A 24921-nucleotide genomic window follows, 5' to 3' on the forward strand; every position below is an offset into this window, starting at 1 on the left:
GTCGTTCTCAGCGCAACTCGAACCGCTGCGTCTGAACGTGCTGCGAATCGAGCCCTACCTGCACCTCGAAAATCCCCGCCTCGGCCACCTGGCGCAGTTGCGCATCGACGAACTTCAACTCGTGCTCGCCAACGCTGAAACGCACCTGCTGCTGCTCGCCTGCCTTGAGCCAGACCTTGCGAAACCCCTTAAGCTCCTTGACCGGGCGCACCACCGAGGCGGCCAGGTCATGGATATAGAGCTGCACCACAGTCGCACCATCACGTTTACCGATATTTTTCAGCGTCACGCTGACTTCCAGACGCTCGCCAGGTGCAAGCACGCCAGTCGACAGGCGCGGTGGCGACAGGCTGAACTGCGTATAGCTCAGACCGTAGCCGAACGGATACAGCGGACCGTTCGGCTCGTCGAAATATTGCGAGGTGTAGTTGCCCGGCTTGCCTTCGACGAAGGGCCGGCCCAGGCGTGAATGGTTGTAATAGATTGGGATCTGCCCCACGGAGCGCGGAAACGAGATGGGCAATTTGCCCGAGGGGTTGTAGTCACCGAACAACACGTCGGCGATGGCATGCCCGCCTTCGGTGCCGCTGAACCAGGTTTCCAGCATTGCATCGGCATTGGCCTGCGCCCAGCCAAGGCTCAGCGGCCTGCCGTTCATCAGCACCAGCACCAACGGCTTGCCGGTCTCTTTCAAGGCACGTAGCAACGCTTGCTGGCTGGCGGGAAGCTGCAAACTGGTGCGGCTGGAAGATTCATGGGACATGCCACGCGACTCTCCCACCGCGGCGATGATGATGTCCGCCTGCGCAGCTGCCGCGAGCGCCTCGGCGATCATCTCATCAGCCGGGCGCGGGTCCTGCACCACCTCGGGGTTGTCCCAGTTGAGGAAGTTCAGGTATTCGACCATCCGCGGGTCGTCGGTGAGGTTGGCGCCACGGGCATGGATCAGCCGGCCACGCTCACCGAGCGCGGCCTGTACGCCCTGACGCAGGGTGATCGTCTGCTTCGCTACCCCTGCCGCCGACCAGCTGCCGAGCATGTCGATATGCGAATCGGCCAGCGGCCCGACCAGTGCGATGGTCCCGGCCTTGTCGAGCGGCAGCACGGCATTGCGGTTTTCCAGCAGCACCAGAGACTGTCGCGCCACTTCGCGTGCGACCTGGCGATGCAGCCGGCTTTCGGCATTGACCTCGATCGGGTCCTCGCTGGCCTGGCCGATGCGTCGGTAGGGATCGTGGAACAGGCCCAGATCGTATTTTGCGCCCAGCACCTCGCGCACCGCCTGGTCGACGGCCTGTATCGGTACGTCACCCGCCTGCACCAGCTCGGCCAGATGCTGACCATAGAGCGAATCCGCCATGCTCATGTCGAGCCCGGCGTCGATCGCAAGCTTCGCCGCCTCGCGACCATCGGCGGCCACGCCATGGCGGAGCAGTTCGGTGATCGCTCCATGGTCGCTGATGGTCACGCCGGAAAAGCCCCAGTCTTCACGCAGCAGGTCGCGCAGCAACCAGCGGTTGGCGCTGGCCGGCACGCCATTGATGGTGTTCAACGCCACCATCACGCTACCCGCCCCCGCATCGATGGCCGCACGGTAGGGCGGCAGATAATCCTGGTGCATGCGCAGCGGGCTCATGTCCACCACGTTGTAATCACGCCCGCCCTCGACCGCACCATACAGAGCGAAATGCTTGACGCTGGCCATCAGGCTGTCGGGATTGCGCAGCGACTCACCCTGATAGGCCCTGACCATAGTGCGGGCGATTTCGGATACAAGGTAGGGATCTTCGCCGAAACCCTCTGAAGTCCGCCCCCAGCGTGGGTCGTGGGCGATGTCGACCATGGGTGCGAAGGTCATGTCCAGCCCGTCAGCGCTCGCCTCGATGGCTGAAGCACGCCCGGCTTTGGTCACCGCCTGCATGTCCCAGGTCGAAGCCAGACCAAGACCGATGGGGAAGGTCGTGCGATGCCCATGCACCACGTCGTAGGCAAAGAAGATCGGAATCTTCAATCGACTGCGCAACGCGGCGTCCTGCAAAGGACGATTGTCCTGCCGGGTAACCGAATTGAAGGTGCCGCCGATGTTTCCCGCAGCCAGTTCCTCGGCAAGGCGCTCCCTGGGCATGTCCGCACCGATACTGATCAAACGCAACTGGCCGACTTTTTCCTGCAGCGTCATCCGCTGCAAAAGCTGATCGATGAACGCCGGTTTGTCGTCCAGTCCAGCGGGATCGCTGACGGCCAATGTCGGGAACATGATCGAAACGGCGATCAGGCCAAGCAGACACAGCTTTTTCATTATTGATTTCCTGCTGACACGTCTTGTCGAGCACACCGCAGTTGGACCGCCGGATCGCTGGGTAGTGGCATTGCTGAATCATTCGCACCGAAATGCGTCCCGAAAGCAGGAGGCCTCCGGGTGAAAGGAATCTGAACGGGTTAACCGGCTACGCTTCGCTACGCGCAGCGCCAAAAGATCATCGAGATTTCGAAGCGGCGATTATCACCGTGTTCATTTCGCGGCGTCGATCTTTTTCACAGCCTCGATCCAGGCAGGTTCGAGACGCGGCTGATCGGGGTCCAGGCCCTGCGCCTGCATGCTTTCCCGGTGACGTTCGATCTCGGCCTTCACGTCGAGCAGCGAACTGCTGTTGGCATCCAGCTGATGCATCTGGGTCAGGCCCAGATGGTAGAAGCGCAACAGCTTGATCGCCGACTCATCGCCGATGACCACACCCGTTTTCACGTGATGCATCACGTTGGTCACATTCATCAGGCTGCGCTTGAGGCGCCAGCCGTACACCGCCGAAGCCATCCACGGCTGTGGCCAGTAGACCAACCGCACCAGCGCAATGGTCAGCAGTAAACCCGCCACGACACCGGCGATATTCAGCCGCAGATTATCCCCGCCCGGCTGCCCGAATACGGTCACGGCCACTGTGGAAAGGCCCATCGCAAGCACCACGAAGGTCACCGCGACCACCAGGGTGCTGCGTCTTGTCTGCTGCCGGTAGACGTCGGGACTCAGTGGCTTGATTTCGAATGCAGACATCGGGGTTCCTTCGAGGGCGGAAATTGCGTTGGCGCATTATCCATGCGCAACGCTCAAGAGACAGGGTCAAGCTCAGGACTTTTCGCGATCTGCACGCTCCGCTGGCCGCCGTGTGCCTGCCACCAGCTTGTCCACCGCACGCGCCGCGGCCACCATGCCGAAGCTGGCGGTGACCATCATCGCCGCGCCAAAACCGCCGGCGCAGTCGAGCTTCACCCCCTCGCCGACGAAGCTCTTGCTCTGGCAGACGCCGCCATCAGGCTTGGGATAACGCAGCTGCTCGGTGGAAAACACGCAGGGTACGCTGTAGGTGCGGCCCGGCGTGCGCGAGAAGTTGTACTCGCGGCGCAGCAGGGAGCGTACCTTGGCCGCCAGCGGGTCGTTGAAGGTCTTGTTCAGGTCGGTGACCTGGATCTGCGTCGGGTCCACCTGCCCGCCGGCGCCGCCGGTGGCGATGATCTGGATCTTGCGTCGCTTGCACCAGGCGATCAGCGCGGCCTTGGCCGGCACGCTGTCGATGCAGTCGATGACGCAATCCAGCTGCTCGGTGATGTATTCGGCCATGGTGTCCCGGGTGACGAAATCGGCCACCGCATGCACCACGCAGGCCGGGTTGATGGCGCGGATGCGCGCCGCCATCTCGTCCACCTTGGGCTTGCCCACCGCGCCCTCCAGCGCATGGATCTGGCGGTTGGTATTGGTGATGCAGACATCGTCCAGATCGAACAGGCTGATCTCGCCGACGCCGCTGCGCGCCAGCGCCTCGGCCGCCCAGGAACCGACCCCACCGATGCCGACCACGGCGACATGCGCCGCCGCCAGCCGTTCGAGCCCGGCCTGGCCATACAGACGGGCAATGCCGCCGAAACGCTGATCTTCGCTAGACATACCGCCCCCTGAAAAACGTCAGCCGATTATAGGACCTGCGCCTGGCAAGGTTCACCTGCCCGGCCACACAGCAAACGACCTCAACGAAGACAACCAAGCGCTTTTCGGCGCTCCTGGCGGCCTTTTTTAATTTACTATGGCGCCCTTTACCGCCCTACCGGAGCCCCGATGACCGCCCCTGCCCTGTCGCCCACCCTGGAACTCGCCTGCGAGTTGATCAATCGCCCATCGGTGACCCCGCTGGACGAGGGCTGCCAGCAGTTGATGAGCGAACGTCTCGCCGCCTGCGGCTTCGCCGTCGAGCCGATGCACATCGAGGACGTAGAGAATTTCTGGGCGATTCGGGGCGAGGAAGGCCCGGTGCTGTGCTTCGCCGGCCACACCGACGTGGTGCCCACTGGTCCTGTGCAGGCCTGGCAGAATCCCCCCTTCGCGGCACGCATCGACGAACACGGCATGCTCCACGGGCGCGGCGCGGCGGACATGAAGGGCAGTCTGGCATCGATGATCATCGCGGTGGAGCGCTTTACCGCCGACCATCCACAGCACAAGGGACAGATCGCCTTTCTCATCACCAGCGACGAAGAAGGCCCAGCGCACCACGGCACCAAGGCGGTGGTCGAGCGCCTGCGCGAGCGCGGGCAGCGGCTGGACTGGTGCATCGTCGGCGAGCCTTCGAGCACGGCGCTGGTGGGCGACGTGGTGAAGAACGGTCGGCGCGGCTCGCTCGGTGGCACCCTCACAGTACGCGGCCAGCAGGGCCACGTGGCCTATCCGCACCTGGCGAAGAACCCGATTCACCTGGCGGCGCCAGCGCTGGCCGAACTGGCCGCCGAGCACTGGGACGACGGCAACGTCTTCTTCCCGCCAACCAGCTTCCAGATTTCCAACCTCAACTCCGGCACCGGCGCCACCAACGTCATCCCCGGCACGCTGGAGGCGGTGTTCAACTTCCGCTTCTCCACCGAATCGACGGTCGAGAGTCTGCAGCAGCGCACCGCGACCATCCTCGACAAGCATGGCTTGGACTGGCACGTCGACTGGGCCTTGTCCGGCTTGCCCTTCCTGACCGAGCCAGGCGAACTGCTCGACGGCGTCGCCGCGGCCATCCGCAGCGTGACCGGGCGCGAGACCACGCCCTCCACCAGCGGTGGAACATCCGACGGGCGCTTCATCGCCACCCTCGGCACCCAGGTGGTGGAGCTCGGCCCGGTCAACGCCACGATTCATCAGGTCGACGAACACATCCTCGCCAGCGACCTCGATCTGCTGACCGAAATCTACTACCAGACCCTGGTCAACCTGCTCGCATGCTGACCTGCCCCATCTGCCAGGCACCGCTGCAAACGGTGGACAATGGCGTCGCCTGCCCGGCCAACCACCGCTTCGACCGTGCGCGCCAGGGCTACCTCAATCTGCTGCCGGTGCAGCACAAGAACAGCCGCGACCCCGGTGACAACCAGGCGATGGTCGAGGCACGCCGGCGTTTTCTCGACGGCGGCCACTATGCGCCACTGGCCGAGCGCCTGGCACAGCTGGCCGCCGAACGTGAGCCCGCGCGCTGGCTGGATATCGGCTGCGGCGAGGGCTACTACACCGCGCAGCTCGCCCAGGCACTGCCGGATGCCGAGGGCTATGCGCTGGATATCTCCCGCGAGGCGGTCAAACGCGCCTGCAAGCGCGCGCCGCAGCTCGAATGGCTGGTGGCAAGCATGGCCCGCGTGCCGCTGGCCGACGCCAGCTGCGACCTGCTGGCCAGCGTCTTCAGCCCGCTGGACTGGAACGAAGCCCGGCGCCTGCTCGCACCCGGCGGCGGCCTTCTGCGCATGGGGCCGACCCGCGAACATCTGTGGGAGCTGCGCGCCCGGCTGTATGACGAAGTACGGGATTACGACGACGAAAAACACCTGTCGCTGATTCCCGAAGGCATGCACCTGGCCCACAGCGAAACCCTCGGCTACGAGCTGCAACTCGACGATCCCCAGGCCCGCGCCGACCTGCTCGCCATGACGCCCCACGGCTGGCGCGCCAGTGCCGAACGCCGCGCCGCGGTCATCGACGCGCCACTGCGCGTGCGCGTTGCGATACGCTATGACTGGATTCAGCGCGATCAGTAACTCCTTCACACAAGGCACCGCCATGCGCCAACCGGATATCGAGATCTACCTCAGGGACGCCAGCCAGCAGGCCGTCACCGATTGGCTCACCCAGGCCATAGGCCCCTGCTCGCCCTGGCAGCAGAAGGGCAAGACCTTCAAGTGCCAGGCCGGCAAGATTCCTGTGACCTGGCTGCCGAAAGCCGTCGGCAAATGGCACAGCCTGCTGCTGGATAGCGACGCCACGCCCTGGGAAGACGACATCGCCTGCGCCCGCGCCGCCTTCGCCGCGCTTGGCGTGGAAATCCGCTGCGCGCCCGGCGGCTGGCAGGAAGAGGAAGCCGAGGAAGACGCCGACCGCTGGATCAGCATCAGCGAACGTGGCGAAGAGCAAATCCTCTGGCGCACGGACTGACACCCGTAGGGCCGAATACATTCGGCCCTACGCGTTTTCAGGACCTTCAGGTTCGTTCAGAAACGCTCACGTCGCCCTGCGCCTGCGCCAGAACCACAACCCCAGCGCACCCAGCGTCAGCAACAGCGGCACCAGCGCGATATTGAGGAATTTCAGGGTGCGCCCCAGCGCCTCGATATCGGCATTGAGCTGGTAGCGCACCTCACGCAACTCCTTGCGAATGCGCAGCTTCTCCTGCATGTAACCCTGCAGCGCGGCCTGCTGTTCGAGCGTCAACTCCAGGGCCTGCTCGGGATCGAGGCTCTGCAGTTCGGCCAGTTGCGCCTCGGTCTCGGCCAGGCGGTTCTGCAGCACTTCTTCCGTCTCGCGGAAACGGTTCTCGGCCTGGCGCTGCAGATCCTCCACCACCACGAACGGACGGGCCGAACGGCCACGCGAACGGACGCTGATCAGCGCATCGCTACCGGACAGGTTGTCCAGCGCATTGACCACGAAGCTGCCGTTGTCCGCCCAGGGCTGCGGGAAGCGCTGGCCGAAGAAGTCCTGCACCTGCACCCACATACGGTCGCTCAACAGGTCGGTATCGGCCACGACGATGACGTTGATGCTGTCACTTTCCTGCAAACCATCCTTGCGGCCTTCGATGCCGTGCGGATAGGCCGATTGCGCCGGCCCCTGAATGCGCGCCGCCAGCGTGTAGCGCTCGCCGGTGGGCTCTAGGCCGCGCAGCAACTCCTCGGGATTCTGCAGCGTATCCAGGCGTGCGGCCTCGACCGGCATGGCATAAGCCGAACTCTGCATCAGCGGCGTGAAGCGCGTGCTGGCGCCCTCCAGGGGTTCGAGGTAACCGGCGGTGGCCACGGTCAGGTTTTCCAGCGAAGCCGTGGTGACATCGTCGGCATCCAGCGCCTGCTGCGGCAGGCTCAACCAGCCAGGATGGCGCACCGCCCTGCGCTCGGGGCCGACACCCACGGACATCGCGTAGGAGGCATCCGCCACCACCTGGCCGGCGGGCATGCGCAGCCCCCAGGCCTCGAACAGCGGTTCCAGCTCCGAGGCCTTCTCTTCGGCGAAACCGCCCGGCCCCATCGCCGAACCCGGATCGGCTTCGCTGTACGGATCGACGAACGCCAGCAGCTTGCCGCCACGCATCACGAACTGGTCGACGGCATACAGCGTCTGCTCCGGCAACTGCTTGGGATGCACCAGCATCAGCACCGACACGTGGGCCGGGATCAGGTCGATATCCGGCTTGAGGCTCTCGATATGGAACAGCTGGCGAATGTTTTCCAGCACCATCCACGGCGGCATCGCCTGCTGGGTGCGCATGTCGAAGCCACCGTTGATCTGCAGCCCGGACAGCACCCCGACCACCGGCAGCTGCGCCGACGCCAGGCTCTGCACCAGGCGACTGACCTCGTATTCGAGGAATTCCTCCTGATCCAGCGGGAAGAACGGAATGGTCTGGGTATGGCCCTCGGCATTGGTGCCGGCGAGGCCGAAATAGACCTTGTCGCCGCCGCGATCCAGCGGCACCGCTTGCAGACCGAGCTCTGCGGCCCGGTCCTCTTCCTCGGAGAACGGCTGCGGGTCGATCACCTGCAACTTGAGCTTGCCGCCCGCCGCCCGCTCATAGGCCCGCAGCAGCTCCTCGACCCGCCGCGCGTAGTTGCGCAGCGTCACCAGGTCCCGGACAGCCGCATCGGAATAGAAGAACTGCAACTCGATGGGCGTCTCCAGCTCATCGAGAATGGTCTCGGTGCCCTCGGAAATGGTGTAGAGCTTCTGCTCGGTCAGGTCCAGCCGGGCATTGGTGAACAGCAGGCCGGAGAAGATGTTGAAGGCCAGGAACGCCAGGGCGATCAGCAGCAGCCCGGCACCCGAATAAATCACTCGTTTCATGTGGGCTCCCTTATGCCGCTTTCTTCAGATCGACGACCACGGCGGTGGCCGCCAGCCAGGCGACGATCAGCGTGACGAAATACAGCAGGTCGCGCAGGTCGATCACACCCTTGCTGAGCGCGTCGAAACGGATCAGGAAACTCAGCGAAGCCACCGCATCCACCAGCCATTGCGGCGCCCAGGCGAAGGCATCGAGCACCATCGGCAGGCCGCTGACGATGAACAGGAAGCACACGCTGACCGCCAGGATGAAGGCGATCACCTGGTTCCTGGCCAGCGCCGACATGCACGAGCCGATGGCGAGGAAGGCGCCGGCCAGCAGCCAGCTGCCGAAGTAACCGGCGAGAATCGCGCCATTGTCTGGCTCGCCCAGGTAGTTGACGGTGATCACCATCGGAAAGGTCAGCAGCAAGGCGATACCGGCGAACACCCAGGCGGCGAGGAACTTGCCCGTCACCGCCTCGAAACGGGTGATCGGCAGCGTCATCAGCAGCTCGATGGAGCCCGACTTGCGCTCCTCCGCCCACAAGCGCATGGCGATGGCCGGGATCAGGAACAGGTACAGCCAGGTATGGAAACTGAAGAACGGCACCAGATCCGCCTGGCCGCGCTCGTAGAAGCCACCCAGGTAGAAGGTGAATACCCCCGAGAGCACCAGGAAGATCAGGATGAACACATAGGCCAGCGGCGTGGCGAAGTAACTGCCCAGCTCGCGTTTGAAAATCACCGGCAACTGGCTCATAGCGCCTCCCCTCGCGTCAGGTTGCGGAACACTTCATCCAGCCGGCCACGCTCCACGTCCAGCTCCTTCACCGCCCAGCCACGCTGGCCGATCAGGGCATTGACCTGCGGGAAGATCACCCGCCCCGGTTGCGCCAGCACGGTCAGGCTGCCCTCGACCTGATTGACCTCGACCCCCGCCACGCCCGGCAAGGCCGCCAGCGCGACATCGTCCAGCGGCTCGTCGCTGATCAGCGTCACCGCCTGGTGATACTTCGAGCGGCTTTCCAGCTCCAGCGGCGTGCCGTCGGCCACCAGCCGGCCATTGGCGATGATCAGCGCACGGCTGCAGACCGCCGTGACCTCTTCGAGAATATGGGTGGAAATGATCACGATCTTGTCCTGGGCCAGCCCCTGGATCAGCTCGCGCACCTGATGCTTCTGGTTGGGGTCCAGGCCATCGGTGGGCTCGTCGAGCACCAGCACCCGAGGATCGTGCAGCATCGCCTGCGCCAACCCGACCCGGCGCTTGAAACCCTTGGACAGCGTCTCGATGGACTGCCCCAGCACCTTCTCCAGCTCCACCTGGGCCGCGGCGGTCGCCACCCGCTGCTTCTTCTGCGCGCCGCGATAGCCGCGCACCTCGGCGATGAATTCGAGAAAACCGCGCACCGTCATATCGCCATAACAGGGCGCGCCCTCGGGCAGATAACCGATCTGCCGCTGGGCCTGCAGCCGCTGGGTCTGGATATCGCAACCGAAGATGCTCGCCGTACCGGACGTCGGCGCGAGAAAACCGGTGAGCATCTTCATCGTGGTGGACTTGCCGGCGCCGTTGGGGCCGAGAAAACCCAGCACCTCGCCAGGCTGGACGCTGAACGACAACGCGTCGACCGCCGTGTGCCGGGCAAATCGTTTGGTCAGATTCTTTAACTCGATCATTGGCCTCTCATCCATGGAACAAGGCCGGTGCACCACGCATGCACCCGGCCTGCAAAAAATGCCGGCGGCACTATATGAAGACGGATGCGACGAATGCAACGGCCTGGGCGGATGGAAAATTGACTGAAGATTACGTGACGGACGTGGGAAGTCGGCAAGCCGGTTGTCAGCAGCTCCTTGATAAAGGGAACAGCAAAGTCGGCAATGCCTGGTTCTGCATAAATGCCGAAACCTTACACTTCACCGCAAGAACGCAAGAAAGGCCCCTCTCGTATGCACCCGGGAATAACTGTAGTAACGAAGGCAGATAAAGGTCTTGCCCATTCGCAATAGACGTGCTCCGTATGGATGAAGTAGTGTTTGGGCGCAATTCGCTCACGCATCCGATCGAGCAGACGAAGGCTTTCCAACCCTGCTGCATACCCCCCAAACAGATCTCCCCTGACCTGGAAAGCACCAGTCCCGACAAGGAGCAGAGCTATGACAAGGAAGGTTATCCACCAATCCGGCCGGAGCTTTGCCAAATGATTAGCCTTGAGTTCCTTGTTACTTCGCTCATTGTGGTGCTCATTCCGGGCACGGGCGTCGTCTACACTGTGTCGACAGGGCTCGTTCAAGGTCGCAAGGCAAGCGTCTTCGCCTCGCTTGGCTGCACGGTCGGAATCATCCCCCACCTCATGGCTACGGTTCTTGGCCTTGCCGCTGTCATGCACACGAGCGCCGTTGCATTTCAAATACTCAAATATGCCGGCGTCGCCTACTTGCTCTATATTGCCTACGCGACCTGGCGTGACAAATCCGCTTTTGCAGTCGATGAAAGCCTGTCCAGAAGCTCGGCATCCGGCTTGATCACCAAGGCGTTTCTGCTGAATATTCTTAACCCGAAACTGACCATCTTCTTCCTCGCCTTCCTACCGCAATTCATCCCACCCAATACGAACGAACCGCTCTTGCAGCTTCTTCTATTGAGCGCCATTTTCATGGCAATGACTTTTCTCGTATTCGTCATTTACGGCCTTCTTGCGCACCTCTTTCGCAAGGCCGTTATCGAGTCGAAACGGGTTCAAGCCTGGCTTCGTCGTGGCTTTGCCGCTACCTTTGCGGGCCTTGGGGCAAACCTCGCATTTACGGAAAAATGATGGCCCTCATCTCGCCGGCTCTGTCGCGGCAAGCCGCGCAGGGCCAGTGAATTCAGACGCTAGAAACTCTAGCAGTACTGAATTCTGCTTTCAGAGAGGGACAGTCCACGATTTATTTCGCTCTTAACCAAACGCCCGGAATTTTCATGAAACTGAGCCGCAGCCTCCTCACAGAAGCAACGGAAAAGGGACTGCTCAGCGAGCAGCAGGCGGATAGGCTTTGGGCGTTTCTGGATGAGCGTGGGAAAGACACGCCGAGCTTCCGCTTCACACACATTCTTTACTACCTCGGTGGCTTGATCGCCATCGGCGCAATGAGTTTGTTTCTGACGCTGGGCTGGGAGCACTTCGGTGGGTGGGGAATATTCTTCATCGCACTGGCCTATGCCGGTGCAGGGCTCTGGCTCACGGAGCTCTTGCTTAACCGCAGCCGTCTGCCCATTCCCGCAGGCATCACGGCAGCCTTTGTCGTGGCCCTTACGCCACTGGCGATCTATGGCCTGCAGGTCGCATTGGGCTGGTGGGCTGACGGAAAGGTTATGCATGAATACCACAGGCATATCGACTGGCGCTGGATATTCATGGAACTCGCCACGCTTGCCAGCGGCGTGGTCATGCTGTGGCGCTACCGTTTGCCATTCCTGCTCATGCCCATTGCGGCAACGCTCTGGTACATGAGTATGGACCTGACACCCCTTCTATTCGACGAAACGCATGTGACATGGGAACTACGAAAACTCGTATCGCTGTGGTTCGGTCTGCTCATCGCGTTGCTGGCTTTCTGGGTGGACATTCGCACCCGGAATGAAAAGGACTATGCGTTCTGGCTTTATCTATTCGGTGCCCTTGCATTCTGGTGCGGCTTGACCACGCTGCATTCAGACAGCGAACTGAGCAAATTCATCTATCTTTGCATCAATCTTGGAATGATTGTTGTGGGCGCCATGCTTTCACGCAGGGTCTTCACCATATTGGGCGCTCTGGGTGCTGCAGGCTATCTTGGCTATCTGGCCTACGATGTGTTCAAGGACAGTTTGATTTTTTCCTTCGCTCTGACGTTTATTGGCCTCGGGGTAATTTACTCAGGAATACTCTGGCAGCGTCACGAAAAGGCAATCAGCGGAAAGCTGCACAAGCTGCTTCCATTATCAATAAGAGAGTTGACTGAAAGACGTTAACGCCTTCTCTAAGCCTTTCGAAGACATATGCGCAAGAACCAGGAGCAAGTTCCATCAGGCCTGTTCGAGATCAGGCATGACATGCAGCAGATCAATCAGTGGCTATATTGCAGCTGACGACCGTAATGGTCGTCAGCTGTTCCGATCACTGAGTCCGACTTACCCGCCACACAATATTGGCCAGATCATCGGCAACGATCAGCGCACCGCGTGGGTCGACGGTTACGCCGACCGGGCGCCCGCGTGTCTTGCCATCGTCCGTGCGGAAGCCGGTGACGAACTCGACCGGAGGGCCGGAGGGGCTGCCGTTTTCGAAGGGAACGAAGATGACCTTGTAGCCCACCGGATTCTTGCGGTTCCAGCTGCCGTGTTCGCCGATAAATACGCCATCCGCAAATTCCTCACCCATGACTTCGCTGGAGAAGTCCAGGCCGAGGGCCGCGACGTGGGAGCCCAGGGCGTAGTCCGGCGTGATGGCCGCGGCGACCTTGTCCGGGTCCTGCGGCCTCACGCGGTCATCGACGTTCTTGCCCCAGTAGCTGTAAGGCCAGCCGTAGAAGCCGCCTTCCTGCACCGAGGTCAGGTAATCCGGCACCAGATCCTCACCTATCTCGTCCCGTTCGTTCACCACGGCCCAGAGTTGTCCTGAACCAGGCTGGATCGACAGTGCAGTGGGATTGCGCAGACCGGTTGCGTAGGGTTTGTAGGCGCCCGTCTCGGCATCGATCTGCCAGACCAGCGCGCGGTCCACTTCGGCTTCCATTCCGCGTTCGGTAATGTTGCTGTTGGAACCAATGCCTACGTAGAGAAAGCGTCCGTCGGGACTGATGGTCAGTGCCTTGGTCCAGTGGTGATTGATGGCAGACGGCAGGTCGGTGACCTTGGTTGGCGGGCCGCCGGCTTCGGTCTGGCCGTCCTGGTAGTCGAAGCGCACCAGCGCATCCTGGTTGGCCACGTACAGGTTGCCCTCATGGAAGGCCAACCCGTAGGGGGCATTGAGGTCTTCGGCGAAGACGGTCTGGAGTTCGTAGGTACCGTCGCCATCGGCGTCGCGCAGCAGGGTCAGGCGATTACCGCTTTCGACCGAGGTATTGCCCCGCGCCTTGATATAGCCGGCGATCACATCCTTTGGTTTGAGATTCGCTGCATTGCCGCCACGCCCTTCCGCCACGAGGATATCGCCATTGGGCAGCACCAGGGTCTGGCGCGGGATCTTCAGGTCGGTTGCGATGGCCGTGACGGTGAAGTTCTCCGGCACTGTCGGAGTCTGGTCGCCCCATGGCACCGGTTCGGCAATCTTCATGCTGGGCAGCATGCCCCGTTCGGGTTCGGGAAGTTTGGGCTCTGGACCATACAGCTGGGCGCTGTCCCGTTCTTCGCCACCACATGCACTCAGAAGCAACGCCAGGGTCAGGGCCGTCAGCGGGCTGAGGTAGTTCATTCGGCACCTCCCGAACGCAGGTTGGTAAGACCGATACAGGTCGCCACGCAGGCCAGCAGGGTGACGATCACCGACAGAACCAGGCCGGCGGGCATGGTGGCCCAGGCATCCTTGGCGTGTTCAAGGGCGTTGATGAAGCCCAGCACCCAGGTCGCCAGTAACAGTAGAAAGTAGAGCAGTGGCCGCCCTGCCTTATGCTTGGCTCGGATCAGGTTGACCAGTGCGAACAGCAACGCCAGGCCGCAGAAAACCAGACCACCGGCAATCAGCCAGGAGGAAAAGTTGCTCCACTGGATCTGGTAACTGCGCAAGTAGGCGATATCGCTCAACAGAGCCCCGAGAAACAGGGGAACAGTCCCGGCAAGCAGGGTCGCATGCAACGGGTTCGGTGTCCTTCGGTAGATTCTTCGGTGAGTGCGGTGGGTGGTGGCGGTCACGGCTGGCTCCTCATCGCGGGGCGACCTGGCCTGCATTGCGGATGCGCTGGCCCGCCAGGCTCGCTCTGAACTGTGCATAGAAAAGGATCGTGCCGCCGGCGTATAAGTTCACTTCGATCTGCCGGTACAGGCAACGACCTGGCGGGTATCAAGTCCTTCATTGCACGCTCCGAAAGCAATTCACCAGCCTTCCGCACGTGGCTTGCCTTAAATAAAAATGTATATACAATGTGAATCTCTTTCGAACCGAGATTCACTTTTTGCGCGAGTATCCGCCATGTCCGAGAAACCGAAGAAAGTGAAGCTCAACAAGAAAGACAGCCAATTGCTGATCCGTATCAGCAGCACTGAGCGCGAGCAGTTCGTGCAGTTATGCGAACAACTGGATACCAGTGCCGCTCGCGAAATAAGGCAGTTCATCCGTGGGTTCATCAAGAAGCACAAACCCACCGATCGGCCTACCAGCAAGGAGACATTCAATGTCCAAGAAAGCAGAAGCCAAGAAGTCCACTAAATCCCTCAAGCAGAAGATCAAGGCGCGCGAAGCCAAGGTCGAAAAGCACGAGAAGAAAATCAAGTCGCTGAAAAAAGCACTGAAGAAAGCTTGAATCCAGGCTCAGGCCGCCCGCTCCGGCGGCCTGTCGCTCAACTCAGCCAGCGCCAAATAGCGCTGGCTGAGTCGTTTTAGAAACCCTCAATCTGACACCCTCTTCAACAGGTCCTGGCCTCAGTCCAGCATGCCGCGTTCGATCTGCTCCAGGCTCTTCACGCCACAGAGCGCCATGGCCACCGCCAGTTCGCACTGCAGGCCGGCCAGCAACTGCGCGACAGCCGCCTCGCCACCAGCGGCCAGAGCCCAGGCCCAGGGACGACCGATCATCACGCCCTGGGCGCCGAGGGCGAGCGCCTTGAGGATGTCGGTGCCGCTGCGAATGCCGCCATCGAGCAGGATCGGCAGGCGCCCGTCGAGCGCCTCGGCCACCGCCGGCAACTGGCGGATGGTGGAAGACACGCCGTCCAGCTGGCGCCCGCCGTGGTTGGAGAGGACGATGCCATCGGCGCCGCAATCGAGCGCCTGCAGCGCGTCGTCCGGCTCCAGAATGCCCTTGAGCACCAGCCTGCCCGGCCACTGCTGGCGCAGCCAGCGGATCTCGTCCCAGGTCACGCAGGGGTCGAATTGCGCATCCAGCCAGGCCTTGAAGGCGCGCAGGTCGTTGGGGCCGGCCACCTGGTCGGTGAGGCTGCCGAAATGGTGTGGCTTGCCGCGAATGCCCACGTCCAGCAGCCAGCCCGGTCGCCGCGCCAGTTGGCAGGCCTTGGCCAGCCTGCCGCGCCAGCCGGGGTCGAGCATGCCGTTGCGGATGTCGCGCCGGCGAATCCCCGCGACCGGCAGATCGACGGTGAACAGCAGGGTGTCGCAGCCATTGGCCAGCGCCTGTTGCAGCAGGCCCTGCACCGCCTCGCGGTCACGCAGCATGTAGAGCTGGAACCAGGAACTCTTCCCGCTTGCCGCCTGCACCTCGGCCAGCGAGCAGATGCCCACCGTGGACAGGCTGAACGGCACGCCGGCCACAGCCGCCGCCCGCGCGGCCTGGGCCTCGCCACGGCGCGCGTAGAGCCCGGCCATGCCCAGCGGCGCCAGCGCCAGGGGCATGCTCGCCGCCTGACCGATCAGCTCGCAGCGGGTATCGGGATTTTCCACGTCGCAAAGCACCCGCTGACGCAGGTGCACGCGCTGGAAGTCCCGGGAGTTGGCGGCCAGGGTGTGTTCGTCGCCGGCGCCACCGTCGATGTAGTCGAACAGGAAACGCGGCAAGCGGCGTTCGGCCAGGCGCCGGTAGTCGTCGCAGCTGGCGGCCAGGCAATGCGTGGCACGGCTCATGACGTCGCCCTCCTCAACCGGTCACCCGGCGCCACAGCGCCCGGCCCACCACCCGTACCTTGTCGCGCGGCGTGAAGCGCTTGAGGGTGGCCTTGACCACGCCTTCGGTGAAGCGCGTGCGCTTGCTGTAGTCGATGCGCACATCCACCAGTACCGGCCTGCCCTCGCCGACCAGCGCCATCGCACGGGCGACGCCTTCGACGCACTGATCACTGCTCTCGATGGCGACGAAGGCGGCGCCGGTGGCCTCGGCCAGCGCGGCGAGGTTGAGCGGCTGCAGCACGGTGCAGGTCTTGCGGTTGTAGGGAATTTCCTGGGCCTGGGCGATCTGCGACAACTCGCCGTCGTTGAACACGAACAGCGCCACGCCCAGCCCCAGGCTGCTGGCAGTGACCAGTTCCAGCCCGGTCATGCGCAACGCGCCGTCACCTACCACGCCCACCACCTGGCGACCGGGATTGGCCAGCTTGGCGCCGATGATCCCCGGCACGCAGTAGCCCATGGCATTGAAATCGCTGGGCGAGATGAAACCGCGCGGGCCGTGGATGGGCATCAGCTCGGCCAGCAGGAAGGTGTGGTTGCCATCGTCGGCCACCACGATGGCCTCGTCGTTCAGCTGTGCACGCAGGGCCTGGCAGAACGCAGCCGGGTTCACCCGTCCACGGCTGTCGTGCTGCAGCCATTCCTTCAGATAAGCGGCCTTGTCGACAGCGATGCGCGCCGGCAGCGGGCTGGCCGGCGCCTCGCTGCGCAGCGCCCGGACCTCGGCCAGCAACGCCGGGATCAGTTGCTCCGCAGCCCCGGCCAGGGCGATCCGCGCGGGGTAGTTGGCGCCGAACACCTGCGGGTTGATGTCCAGGTGAATCAGGTTCTCCGGCACCGGCATGCTGTAGCTGCCGGTGGGGATTTCCGCGAAGCGCGTGCCCACCGCCAGCAGGCAGTCGCAATCGCCGAAGGCATTGGCGGCAGCCGGCACCGCATAGTCGCCAAAGCCCATGCCCACATGCAGCGGATGCGTGGCGGGAAAGGCGCTGAGGCCTTGCAGTGTGGTACACACCGGCGCGCCCAGCAGTTCGGCCAACTGGATCAGTTCCGCCTGCGCCCCCACCGCGCCCCAGCCGAGGAACAGGCCAGGCTGGCGTGCCTCGAGCAGCAACCGCGCGGCTTCGCGCAGCTGCGCCGGGTCATGGCTGGGCATCAGCGGATCGGCGACGAAGGGCCGCATTTCCGCCACTTCGCCGAGGAAGTTGCCGATGTTGTAGGGCAGCTCGACGAACACCGGCCCCGGCTCGCCGCCGGTGGCAATGCGGTAGGCCTGGTACAGCGTGGGGATGACTTCGGCATGGCTGAGAATGCGGAACGTCGCCTTGGTGATTGGCGCCAGCAGGGCGTGCTGATCGATATCGTGCAACTGGTAGCGACGACCGCTTTCGCTGTGGATGCCACCGGAAATGATCAGCATGGGAATGCCGTCCAGCCCTGCCTCGCCAATGCCACTGGCCGCGTGGGTGACGCCTGCTGCCGGAACGATCACCAGGGTGCCGATGCTTGATCCGGTGCGGCTGAAGGCATCGGCCATGAAGGCCGCGCCGCATTCGTGGGTCACCAGCACCGGCTGGATGCTGTCCGAGGCGTTCAGTTCGTCGTACAGCTCGGTGTTGTGTACCCCGGGGATACCGAAGGTGTGGCTGACACCCAGTTGTTCCAGGGCGAAACGTGCCAGTGCGGCGCCGGTTTTCTTCATGGCTCTATTCCTTGTTCTCAAGTGTCTGATCGTGCCCACGCTCCTGCGTGGGCACGCCTGGCCGGCGCATCTCCGAGCGGATTCCCACGCAGGTGCGTGGGAACCATCGTCTGCCATCGGTCGTCATCACCCACCACCAGCGATGGCCTGCGCGGCGCGGCGGCCATTGAGGATGCAGTTGGAGAGAAAGGTGCCTTCCAGCGAGCGAATACCGCTGATGCCGCCGCCACCAAAACCAGCCGCCTCCCCTGCCGCATACAGGCCGGGAACTGGTTCGCCCTGGGCATCCAGCACCCGCGAATGCAGATCGGTGAGCATCCCGCCCATGCTCTTGCGGCTGATCAGACGGGTGCGGATGGCGATCAGCGGGCCACCACCGGAATCCATGATCGGTTGCACGCGGCAGGTGCGCAGCCGGTCGCCACGCCATTGCCGCAGCTGCTGCAGGCGGCGCAGCTGCTCGTCGTTGTACAGCGACGGGCCGCGGCGGATGCCGGCGTCGTACTGCTGCACCGTGGCCACCAGCAGGTTCGGGTCGAGCCGGCCATCGCCGGACAGGGCGGCCATCTTGCCGGCCAACTGCGGCAGGTTCTCGGCGGCCAGCACGTCGGGGCAGCGCTCGATCAGCCAGCGCACCAGTTCGCGGTTGCCAGTGACCAGTTGCCAAAGCAGCCGCAGCAGCTTGCGGTCACGAAAATGCGGGTTGCTGTCGGTGCCGGAGATGGCCATCTCCTTGATCGCGATACGCCAGTTCAGCAACTGCCAGCCGTACTGGCCGGGCAACCGACCGATGCGCTTGCACTGGTCGTGGGTATCGAAGCCTCCTACTAGAGGCTGCGGACCGATGCGCCGGCCTGTGGCATCGAGCCAGAGCGCCGAACGCGAGGGAATCAGGCTCAGGCCATGTTGCGGATACTGCGGTTCGGGATGGGCGATGCCGGCGGCGTAGTTCCACATTCGCCCGAGCTTGACCACCTGCCCACCCGCAGCCTGCACCTGGGCGTGCAGCTCGCCGTCGGCGCGCGGGTCGGTGCCGTTGAGGATGTTCTCGGGGAAGGGTCCGTAGAGGGGGTCCCAGTGCTGACGCACCTTGGCCAGGTCGCCGTTGATGCCGCCGCTGCACACCACCACGTGCTCGGCCTCGATACGGAAGTCGCCCTCGGGGCCGCGCCCATGGCAGCCCACCACGGCGCCGTCGCGTGTTTCCAGCCCCAGCACCCGATGTTCGAACAGGCAACTCAACCTGTCGTGCTCAAACATCTGCCGAGCCAGCGTCTGAGCGATCCCGCGCCCGCAGCCCCAGGCCACGTGGTAGCGCGGCAGCGAGTTGCCATCGCCGAAATTGCCGCGCTCAACCCATTGCACCGCCGGGAAGAAGCTCACGCCGCGCTGACGCAGCCAGTCATAGATATCCGCCTTGTTGCGCTCGGCATAGTGCTCGGCCCAGCGCCGCCCCCAGTGATCGTCGGGCTCGAAGGCGGCCACGCGCAGCCAGTCTTCGAGCAGCAGCTGCGGCGAATCCTGCACCTTGTTACGCCGCTGCTCGGGCGTGCCGCACAGCAGCATGCCGCCGAAGGCATCGTTGGCCTGGCCACCGCAGTGACTGCGCGGCGCGGCATCGAGCAGCAACACCTCGCGGCCCTGGTCGAGCAGTTCCAGCGCGGTGCTGATCCCTGCCAGCCCGGCACCGATCACCAGGGTTTCACAACGATGAAGCGCAGCACTCATAAAGCCTCCTGGCAAACGCAGCGACAGCCTTGAGACTAGGCCGGCAGACGCCACTTGGCCTGACATTTCACGAAGAACAAGTTGATATATTGCGAATACACGGCAGATTACGGCGTGCTGATGCGGCCAAATTGCTGACCACGCTCACGCTCGTGCGGGATGAGAGGAAAGCTTGGCGTTCGGTGCGGCGCTCCCACGCAGGAGCATGGGAGCGATCGAATAACGTTTAGCCCGATGGTGCCCACGCTCCTGCGTGGGCACCCGGAAGTTCGACGCTGGGCGTACCGGCACAGCGAGCCGAAGCATGATCGATCGATTATCAGAACTCGCCGAGGAACCTGCATGACCCAGATCGCCCGCAGCGCCGTGTTTATCGGCTTCGACAGCCTCTGTCGCCGCCATGGCCTCAACCCCCACGAGCTGCTGCGCCGCTGCGAGCTGGACCCGCTGGTGCTGCGCCGTCCCGATCTCTACGTGCCTTACGCGCGCTTTGCCCAGGCGCTCAACCTGGCCGCCGCCGAAGGCCCCGCGCCGAGCTTCGGCCTGCAGCTGAGCGAATACCACGACTACCTGGTGTTCGGCCCGTTCGGCTTGCTGTTGGCCCAGGCGGACAGCTTCGCCGAGGTGCTCAAGCTCACCCAGCAATACGTGCACCTGCATGCCCAGGGCATCTCGCTGCATCTGCAAACGCAAGGCGAGCAGCTGCGAGTCGAGTACCGCCTGCAGTTGCAGGAGCCGGTGGATCTGCGTCAGCTGCGCGAGCTGGGCCTGGGCGTCACCCAGCGCACCATGGCCGGGCTGTTCGCAGGCGAATGGCAACCGCGCCGGTTACTGATCAGCCACGCGGCGCTGGGCGAACCGCAGGAATATGCGCGGCTGTTCTCCTGCCCGGTGCTGTTCGAGCAGCCTTGCAGCGGCTTCGTCACCGACGCCGACATCTTCACCCTGCGCCCTGTGGAACAGCGCAGCCAGCTCAAGTCGCACCTGATCGAACAGTTTCGCCACAACTCGCAGCTGCCGACGGACCACGTCGAGCGCACGCGCTATATCCTGCAATCGATCCTTTCCACCGGCGAGGCCCGGCTGGGGGTGGTCGCCAGCCTGCTCGGCCAGCATCCGCGCAGCCTGCAACTGGCACTGCAACGCCAAGGTCACAGCTTTCGCAGCCTGCTCGATGACGTTCGCTACGGCGAGGCGCGCCAGCAGCTGCGGCTTTCCGCGCAATCCATCACCGATCTGGCGCTGCACCTGGGCTACGCCGACGAGACGGCCTTCTCCCGTGCATTCAAGCGCTGGAGCGGGATGGCACCGCAACAATGGCGCAAGGCGCATTTCGACGTCACATAGCGCGCGTGAGAGACCTGCTAAGCTCGCCCCTATCACAACCAGAGGAATCGCCCATGCGTCGCATCATCCCCCTTATCGCCGGCCTGCTGCTGTCCAGCGGGGCCTTCGCGCTTTCGCTGTCCGACCTGAGCCAGGGCGACGCCAGCGCAGGACTCAAGGATGCCCTCAGCCAGGGCGCCAGGGTCGCCGTGCAGCAACTGGGCAAACCCGGTGGTTTCAGCAATGACCCCGATGTGCGCATCGAACTGCCGGGCAACCTCGGCAAGGCTTCGCGCATGCTGAAGATGATGGGCATGGGTTCGCAGGTCGAGGCGCTGGAAAACAGCATGAACCAGGCCGCCGAAGCCGCCGTGCCCCAGGCCCAGGAACTGCTGCTCGATGCCGTGAAGAAGATGACCGTGGCCGACGCCAAGGCGATCCTCGCCGGCGGCGACGACTCGGCCACCCAGTACCTGGACAAGAGCAGCCGCGAGCAGATCCGCGACAAGTTCATGCCCATCATCAAGCAGGCCACCGACCAGGTCGGCGTCGCCCAGCAGTACAACGCACTCGCCGCCAAGGCATCCGGCCTCGGTGCGGTCGATGCCAGATACGGCACCATCGAAGGCTACGTCGCCGAGCAGGCGCTCGACGGGCTGTTCAGCGTCATCGCCGAGCAGGAAGCGAGCATCCGCCAGAACCCAACCCAGGCAGCCACCAGCATGGCCAAGAAGGTGTTCGGCGTGCTGATGGGCAACTAACAGGCCGTTGAAAAACTACCTGCTAACTCGGCGCGGAACACCGATGTACCACGGAGAAAAACTCAACGCCTGGACGCACCTGGCCGGTGGCGTACTGGCGGTGATCGGCAGCGTCTGGCTGCTGATCCTGGCGGCCATGAGCGGCGACGTGGCCAGGATCGTCAGCGTGGCGATCTACGGTTTCACCCTGGTGCTGCTGTACAGCGCCTCGACGCTCTACCACAGCGTGCGGGGCCGGGCGAAGGGGATCATGCGCAAGCTCGATCATCTGTCGATCTACCTGCTGATCGCCGGCAGCTACACGCCCTTCTGCCTGGTGACCCTGCGCGGCAGCTGGGGCTGGTGGCTGTTCGGCATCGTCTGGGGCCTGGCCGTCATCGGCATGCTGCAGGAAATCAAGCCACGCTCGGAAGCGCGGGTGCTGTCGGTCGTCATCTATGCGGTGATGGGCTGGATCGTGCTGGTGGCGGTCAAGCCTCTTCTTGCCGCACTGGGCGGCGTCGGCTTCACCTGGCTGGTCGCCGGCGGCGTGCTGTATACCGTCGGGATCATCTTCTACGCCTATGACCAGCGCTTTCGTCACTGGCACGGCATCTGGCACCTGTTCGTGATGGCCGGCAGCCTGCTGCATTTCGTGGCAATTGCGGGATACGTGGTCTAGCGCCTCCGGGTGGCCGAATAAATTCGGCCCTACAGGTGATGTACTTGCGCATCCCGTAGGGCCGAACTTGTTCGGCCAGCAGCCAACCGGCCCCCCATCCAGATTGGCCGAATGAATCCGGCCCTACGGGCGTAACAGGCTTCAAACTGTACATCCATACAGATAAAGATTGCCCAAAACCGCTACGCTGCTCATGCTATGCCCCATTGCGAAAATGGATAGATGACGGCGATGCGGCTGTTTCTCTGCGAAAAACCCTCCCAGGCCAAGGACATCGCCAAGGTGCTCGGCGCCAACCGGCGTGGCGACGGCTGCTGGCTCGGCCCCGGCGTGACGGTGACCTGGTGCATCGGCCACCTGCTGGAAACCGCCCCGCCGGATGCCTATGACGCCCGCTACAAACGCTGGGTGCTGGGCGATCTGCCGATCGTGCCCGAACGCTGGAAGATGCTGGTCAAGCCGAAGACCGCCAGCCAGTTCAAGGCGGTCAAGCGTTTGCTTCCCGAAGCCAGCGAGCTGGTGATCGCCACCGACGCCGACCGCGAAGGCGAGATGATCGCCCGCGAGCTGGTGGAGCACTGCCGTTATCGCGGCCCCATCCAGCGCCTCTGGCTCTCGGCGCTGGACGATGCCTCGATCCGCAAGGCCTTGGCCGCGCTCAAGCCCGGCGCGGAAACCTTCGGCCTCTACCATTCGGCGCTGGGCCGCTCGCGCGCCGACTGGCTGATCGGCATGAACATGAGCCGGTTGTTCACCCTGCTCGGGCGGCAGTCCGGTTACCAAGGCGTGCTGCCGGTGGGCCGCGTGCAGACGCCCACCCTGCGCCTGGTGGTCGATCGCGACCGCAGCATCGCCGACTTCGTGCCGGTGCCCTACTGGGCCATCGAGGTCGCGCTGCAGGCCGGCGATGTACCCTTCACCGCGCAATGGCGCGCAGCCGAGGATCGCTGCGACGACCAGGGGCGCTGCCTCGACCCGGAACATGCGCGCCAGGCAGCCGCCGCCATCGGTAGTGCCGCCCAGGCACAGGTGGTGAAGCTGCGCACCGAACGCATGCGCGAGGCACCGCCGCTGCCCTTCGACCTCGGCACCCTGCAGGAAATCTGCTCGAAGAAACTCGGCCTCGGCGCCCAGGAGGCGCTGAATATCGCCCAGGCGCTCTACGAAACCCACAAGCTGATCACTTACCCACGCAGCGATTGCGGCTACCTGCCGCTGAGCCAGCACGGCGAGGCGCCGGCGATCATCGCCGCCCTGGGTCGCAGCGATCCGTCGCTGGCCGAACTGCTCCCGCACGTGCAGCCACAGCGCCGCTCGCGCACCTGGAACGATGCCAAGGTCGGAGCCCACCACGGCATCATCCCCACCGCCGCCGCTACCGATCTGTCGCGGCTGGCGGGCAAGCAGCGCGCGGTCTATACGCTGATTCGCGCCCGCTACCTGGCGCAGTTCCTGCCCAACCACGAATACGACCGCACCCAGGCGGATTTCGACTGCGCCGGGCAGGCGCTGCGGGCGGTGGGCAAGGTGATCGTCGAGCCCGGCTGGCGCCGCGCGTTGCCCGAAGCTCTGACACCCACCAAGAGCCGTGAGCAGGCGCCGCCCCAGGCACTGCCGCCGTTGAGCGAGGGCCAGCACTGCAACGTCATGGGCGTAAACCTCAAGGACCTCTGGACCCAGCCGCCCAAACCCTTCACCGAAGGCGATCTGATCAAGGCGATGAAGAACGTCGCCAAACTGGTGGACGACCCGCGCCTGAAGCAGAAGCTCAAGGACACCACCGGCATCGGCACCGAAGCGACGCGGGCCGGCATCATCCAGGGGCTGCTGGATCGCGGCTACCTGAGCAAACAGGGCAAGGCGCTGTCAGCCAGCCCGGCGGCCTTCAGCCTGATCGACGCCGTGCCACGGGCGATTGCCGACCCCGGCACCACGGCGATCTGGGAACAGGCGCTGGACATGGTGCAGTCCGGCGAGATGAGCCTGGAGGAATTCGTCGCCAAGCAGTCCGCCTGGATGCGCAAGCAGGTGGAGCGCTGCCGCGGCCTGCGCCTGACCATCAGCGGCCCGCCGAACCCGCCCGGTAAAGGCGCGCCCTGGAAAAAGAAGAAGAAGCCCAAGGCCATGCCCAGGAAGGCGATCAGGCGCACTTGAGATGTATCCCCTTCAGCTCCACACAGCCTGTCTGCATCAGCATGGAGCGTTGGCGAAACCAGCGCCCTCTGTGGGAGCGACCGGACGGCGTTCCGCTTCAGCCGCGCATTCGCGGACAAGTCCCCTCCCACAGGATCGGCATGCACATGGCCTTCGTGGGAGGGGCCTTGGCCGCGAATGGAGCCATGCCGATGTTCGGAAAGCGCTTCGCGGACACGTCCTCACAAAAGCAGCACCGTAGGGCGAATGTCTTTTTTACATCCAGCATGACTCCGCTCGGTGGAAGGCTTGTAGGGCCGAATTCATTCGGCCAGGAATGCGCAAAAGGCCGAACAAGTTCGGCCCTACATCCCTGTCGGGCCGGTGAAGCATGACCCGATCTACGGCTCAGGTTTGAATTCGCGGACACGTCTGCCGCCACAACAGCAGAGTGTTCCACCCGCACGCAACGGAAC

22 protein-coding genes are annotated in these 24921 nt (G+C 63.7%); 11 read left to right on the forward strand and 11 right to left on the reverse strand.

What is annotated here, in order from left to right:
* Positions 1–7: 7 nt before the first annotated feature.
* The 3 genes from bglX to tcdA form a co-directional block, all read right to left on the reverse strand.
* On the reverse strand, positions 8–2299 hold the full coding sequence (gene bglX, locus ACYCFC_RS10840; protein WP_459651592.1) for a beta-glucosidase BglX: 2292 nt from the start codon (positions 2297–2299) through the stop codon (positions 8–10).
* Between the two features lie 213 nt (positions 2300–2512).
* The gene (locus ACYCFC_RS10845) at positions 2513–3052 is read right to left on the reverse strand and encodes a DUF3087 domain-containing protein (protein ID WP_459651593.1); all 540 of its coding nucleotides are present in this window, start codon (positions 3050–3052) and stop codon (positions 2513–2515) included.
* A 72-nt stretch (positions 3053–3124) separates the two neighbouring features.
* Entirely contained in the window at positions 3125–3940 is an 816-nt protein-coding gene (gene tcdA, locus ACYCFC_RS10850) for a tRNA cyclic N6-threonylcarbamoyladenosine(37) synthase TcdA (protein ID WP_459651594.1), read from the reverse strand.
* Between the two features lie 168 nt (positions 3941–4108).
* Between tcdA and dapE the strand changes: the two genes are divergently transcribed.
* Genes dapE through ACYCFC_RS10865 form a run of 3 tightly spaced genes read left to right on the forward strand, consistent with a single transcriptional unit; the run spans position 4109 to position 6451 of the window.
* Positions 4109–5257: a succinyl-diaminopimelate desuccinylase gene (gene dapE, locus ACYCFC_RS10855; protein ID WP_459651595.1), complete on the forward strand. Its 1149-nt coding sequence runs from the start codon at positions 4109–4111 to the stop codon at positions 5255–5257.
* A complete protein-coding gene (locus tag ACYCFC_RS10860; RefSeq protein WP_181086476.1) occupies positions 5251–6057 on the forward strand; it encodes a putative RNA methyltransferase in 807 nt (268 codons plus the stop codon). Before dapE ends, ACYCFC_RS10860 begins: the two co-directional genes overlap by 7 nt.
* Before the next feature lie 22 nt (positions 6058–6079).
* Positions 6080–6451, forward strand: coding sequence for a hypothetical protein (locus ACYCFC_RS10865; RefSeq protein WP_014852308.1), 372 nt, complete (start codon positions 6080–6082; stop codon positions 6449–6451).
* Positions 6452–6517: 66 nt separating this feature from the next.
* Here the strand turns inward: ACYCFC_RS10865 and ACYCFC_RS10870 are convergent, their stop codons facing one another.
* Genes ACYCFC_RS10870 through ACYCFC_RS10880 form a run of 3 tightly spaced genes read right to left on the reverse strand, consistent with a single transcriptional unit; the run spans position 6518 to position 10015 of the window.
* Positions 6518–8353 (reverse strand): GldG family protein, encoded by a 1836-nt coding sequence (locus ACYCFC_RS10870; protein ID WP_459651596.1) that lies wholly within the window; start codon positions 8351–8353, stop codon positions 6518–6520.
* A gap of 10 nt (positions 8354–8363) precedes the next feature.
* On the reverse strand, positions 8364–9095 hold the full coding sequence (locus tag ACYCFC_RS10875) for an ABC transporter permease subunit (protein ID WP_181086473.1): 732 nt from the start codon (positions 9093–9095) through the stop codon (positions 8364–8366).
* Positions 9092–10015, reverse strand: a complete 924-nt coding sequence (locus ACYCFC_RS10880; protein WP_459651597.1) for an ABC transporter ATP-binding protein — start codon at positions 10013–10015, stop codon at positions 9092–9094. The genes ACYCFC_RS10875 and ACYCFC_RS10880 overlap by 4 nt, the downstream gene beginning before the upstream one ends.
* 524 nt (positions 10016–10539) lie before the next feature.
* Here ACYCFC_RS10880 and ACYCFC_RS10885 point away from each other — a divergent pair.
* Positions 10540–11154, forward strand: coding sequence for a LysE family translocator (locus ACYCFC_RS10885; protein ID WP_181086485.1), 615 nt, complete (start codon positions 10540–10542; stop codon positions 11152–11154).
* A 146-nt stretch (positions 11155–11300) separates the two neighbouring features.
* Positions 11301–12332 (forward strand): DUF2157 domain-containing protein, encoded by a 1032-nt coding sequence (locus ACYCFC_RS10890; protein ID WP_459651598.1) that lies wholly within the window; start codon positions 11301–11303, stop codon positions 12330–12332.
* 145 nt (positions 12333–12477) lie between these two features.
* Here the strand turns inward: ACYCFC_RS10890 and ACYCFC_RS10895 are convergent, their stop codons facing one another.
* Positions 12478–13773: a PQQ-dependent sugar dehydrogenase gene (locus tag ACYCFC_RS10895; RefSeq protein WP_181086470.1), complete on the reverse strand. Its 1296-nt coding sequence runs from the start codon at positions 13771–13773 to the stop codon at positions 12478–12480.
* Positions 13770–14210 carry a DUF2231 domain-containing protein gene (locus ACYCFC_RS10900; RefSeq protein WP_181086469.1) on the reverse strand — a complete coding sequence of 147 codons (441 nt, stop codon included), beginning with the start codon at positions 14208–14210 and terminating at the stop codon, positions 13770–13772. Before ACYCFC_RS10900 ends, ACYCFC_RS10895 begins: the two co-directional genes overlap by 4 nt.
* A 277-nt stretch (positions 14211–14487) precedes the next feature.
* On the opposite strand from ACYCFC_RS10900, the gene ACYCFC_RS10905 reads away from it, so the two are divergent.
* Together ACYCFC_RS10905 and ACYCFC_RS10910 are read left to right on the forward strand one after the other, a co-directional pair.
* Positions 14488–14724, forward strand: coding sequence for a hypothetical protein (locus ACYCFC_RS10905; protein WP_181086468.1), 237 nt, complete (start codon positions 14488–14490; stop codon positions 14722–14724).
* A complete protein-coding gene (locus ACYCFC_RS10910; protein WP_258189383.1) occupies positions 14690–14818 on the forward strand; it encodes a hypothetical protein in 129 nt (42 codons plus the stop codon). The genes ACYCFC_RS10905 and ACYCFC_RS10910 overlap by 35 nt, the downstream gene beginning before the upstream one ends.
* A 119-nt stretch (positions 14819–14937) precedes the next feature.
* Here the strand turns inward: ACYCFC_RS10910 and ACYCFC_RS10915 are convergent, their stop codons facing one another.
* The 3 genes from ACYCFC_RS10915 to ACYCFC_RS10925 all read right to left on the reverse strand — a co-directional run bounded on the left by ACYCFC_RS10915 (position 14938) and on the right by ACYCFC_RS10925 (position 19564).
* A complete protein-coding gene (locus tag ACYCFC_RS10915; protein WP_459651599.1) occupies positions 14938–16092 on the reverse strand; it encodes an L-lactate dehydrogenase in 1155 nt (384 codons plus the stop codon).
* 13 nt (positions 16093–16105) lie between these two features.
* Complete coding sequence (locus ACYCFC_RS10920; protein WP_459651600.1) at positions 16106–17836, reverse strand: thiamine pyrophosphate-binding protein; 1731 nt, start codon at positions 17834–17836, stop codon at positions 16106–16108.
* 126 nt (positions 17837–17962) lie between these two features.
* A complete protein-coding gene (locus ACYCFC_RS10925) occupies positions 17963–19564 on the reverse strand; it encodes an FAD-dependent oxidoreductase (RefSeq protein ID WP_459651601.1) in 1602 nt (533 codons plus the stop codon).
* 342 nt (positions 19565–19906) lie between these two features.
* On the opposite strand from ACYCFC_RS10925, the gene ACYCFC_RS10930 reads away from it, so the two are divergent.
* The 4 genes from ACYCFC_RS10930 (at position 19907) to ACYCFC_RS10945 (ending at position 24466) form a co-directional block, all read left to right on the forward strand.
* Positions 19907–20911, forward strand: a complete 1005-nt coding sequence (locus ACYCFC_RS10930; protein ID WP_459651602.1) for an AraC family transcriptional regulator — start codon at positions 19907–19909, stop codon at positions 20909–20911.
* Positions 20912–20964: 53 nt separating this feature from the next.
* Positions 20965–21651, forward strand: a complete 687-nt coding sequence (locus ACYCFC_RS10935; protein ID WP_459651603.1) for a DUF4197 domain-containing protein — start codon at positions 20965–20967, stop codon at positions 21649–21651.
* Between the two features lie 43 nt (positions 21652–21694).
* Positions 21695–22312, forward strand: a complete 618-nt coding sequence (gene trhA / locus ACYCFC_RS10940; RefSeq protein WP_312341995.1) for a PAQR family membrane homeostasis protein TrhA — start codon at positions 21695–21697, stop codon at positions 22310–22312.
* 231 nt (positions 22313–22543) lie between these two features.
* Positions 22544–24466 carry a DNA topoisomerase III gene (locus ACYCFC_RS10945; RefSeq protein WP_459653978.1) on the forward strand — a complete coding sequence of 641 codons (1923 nt, stop codon included), beginning with the start codon at positions 22544–22546 and terminating at the stop codon, positions 24464–24466.
* The last annotated feature ends 455 nt before the right edge of the window (positions 24467–24921 follow it).

The organism is Stutzerimonas sp. NM35, assembly GCF_054604355.1.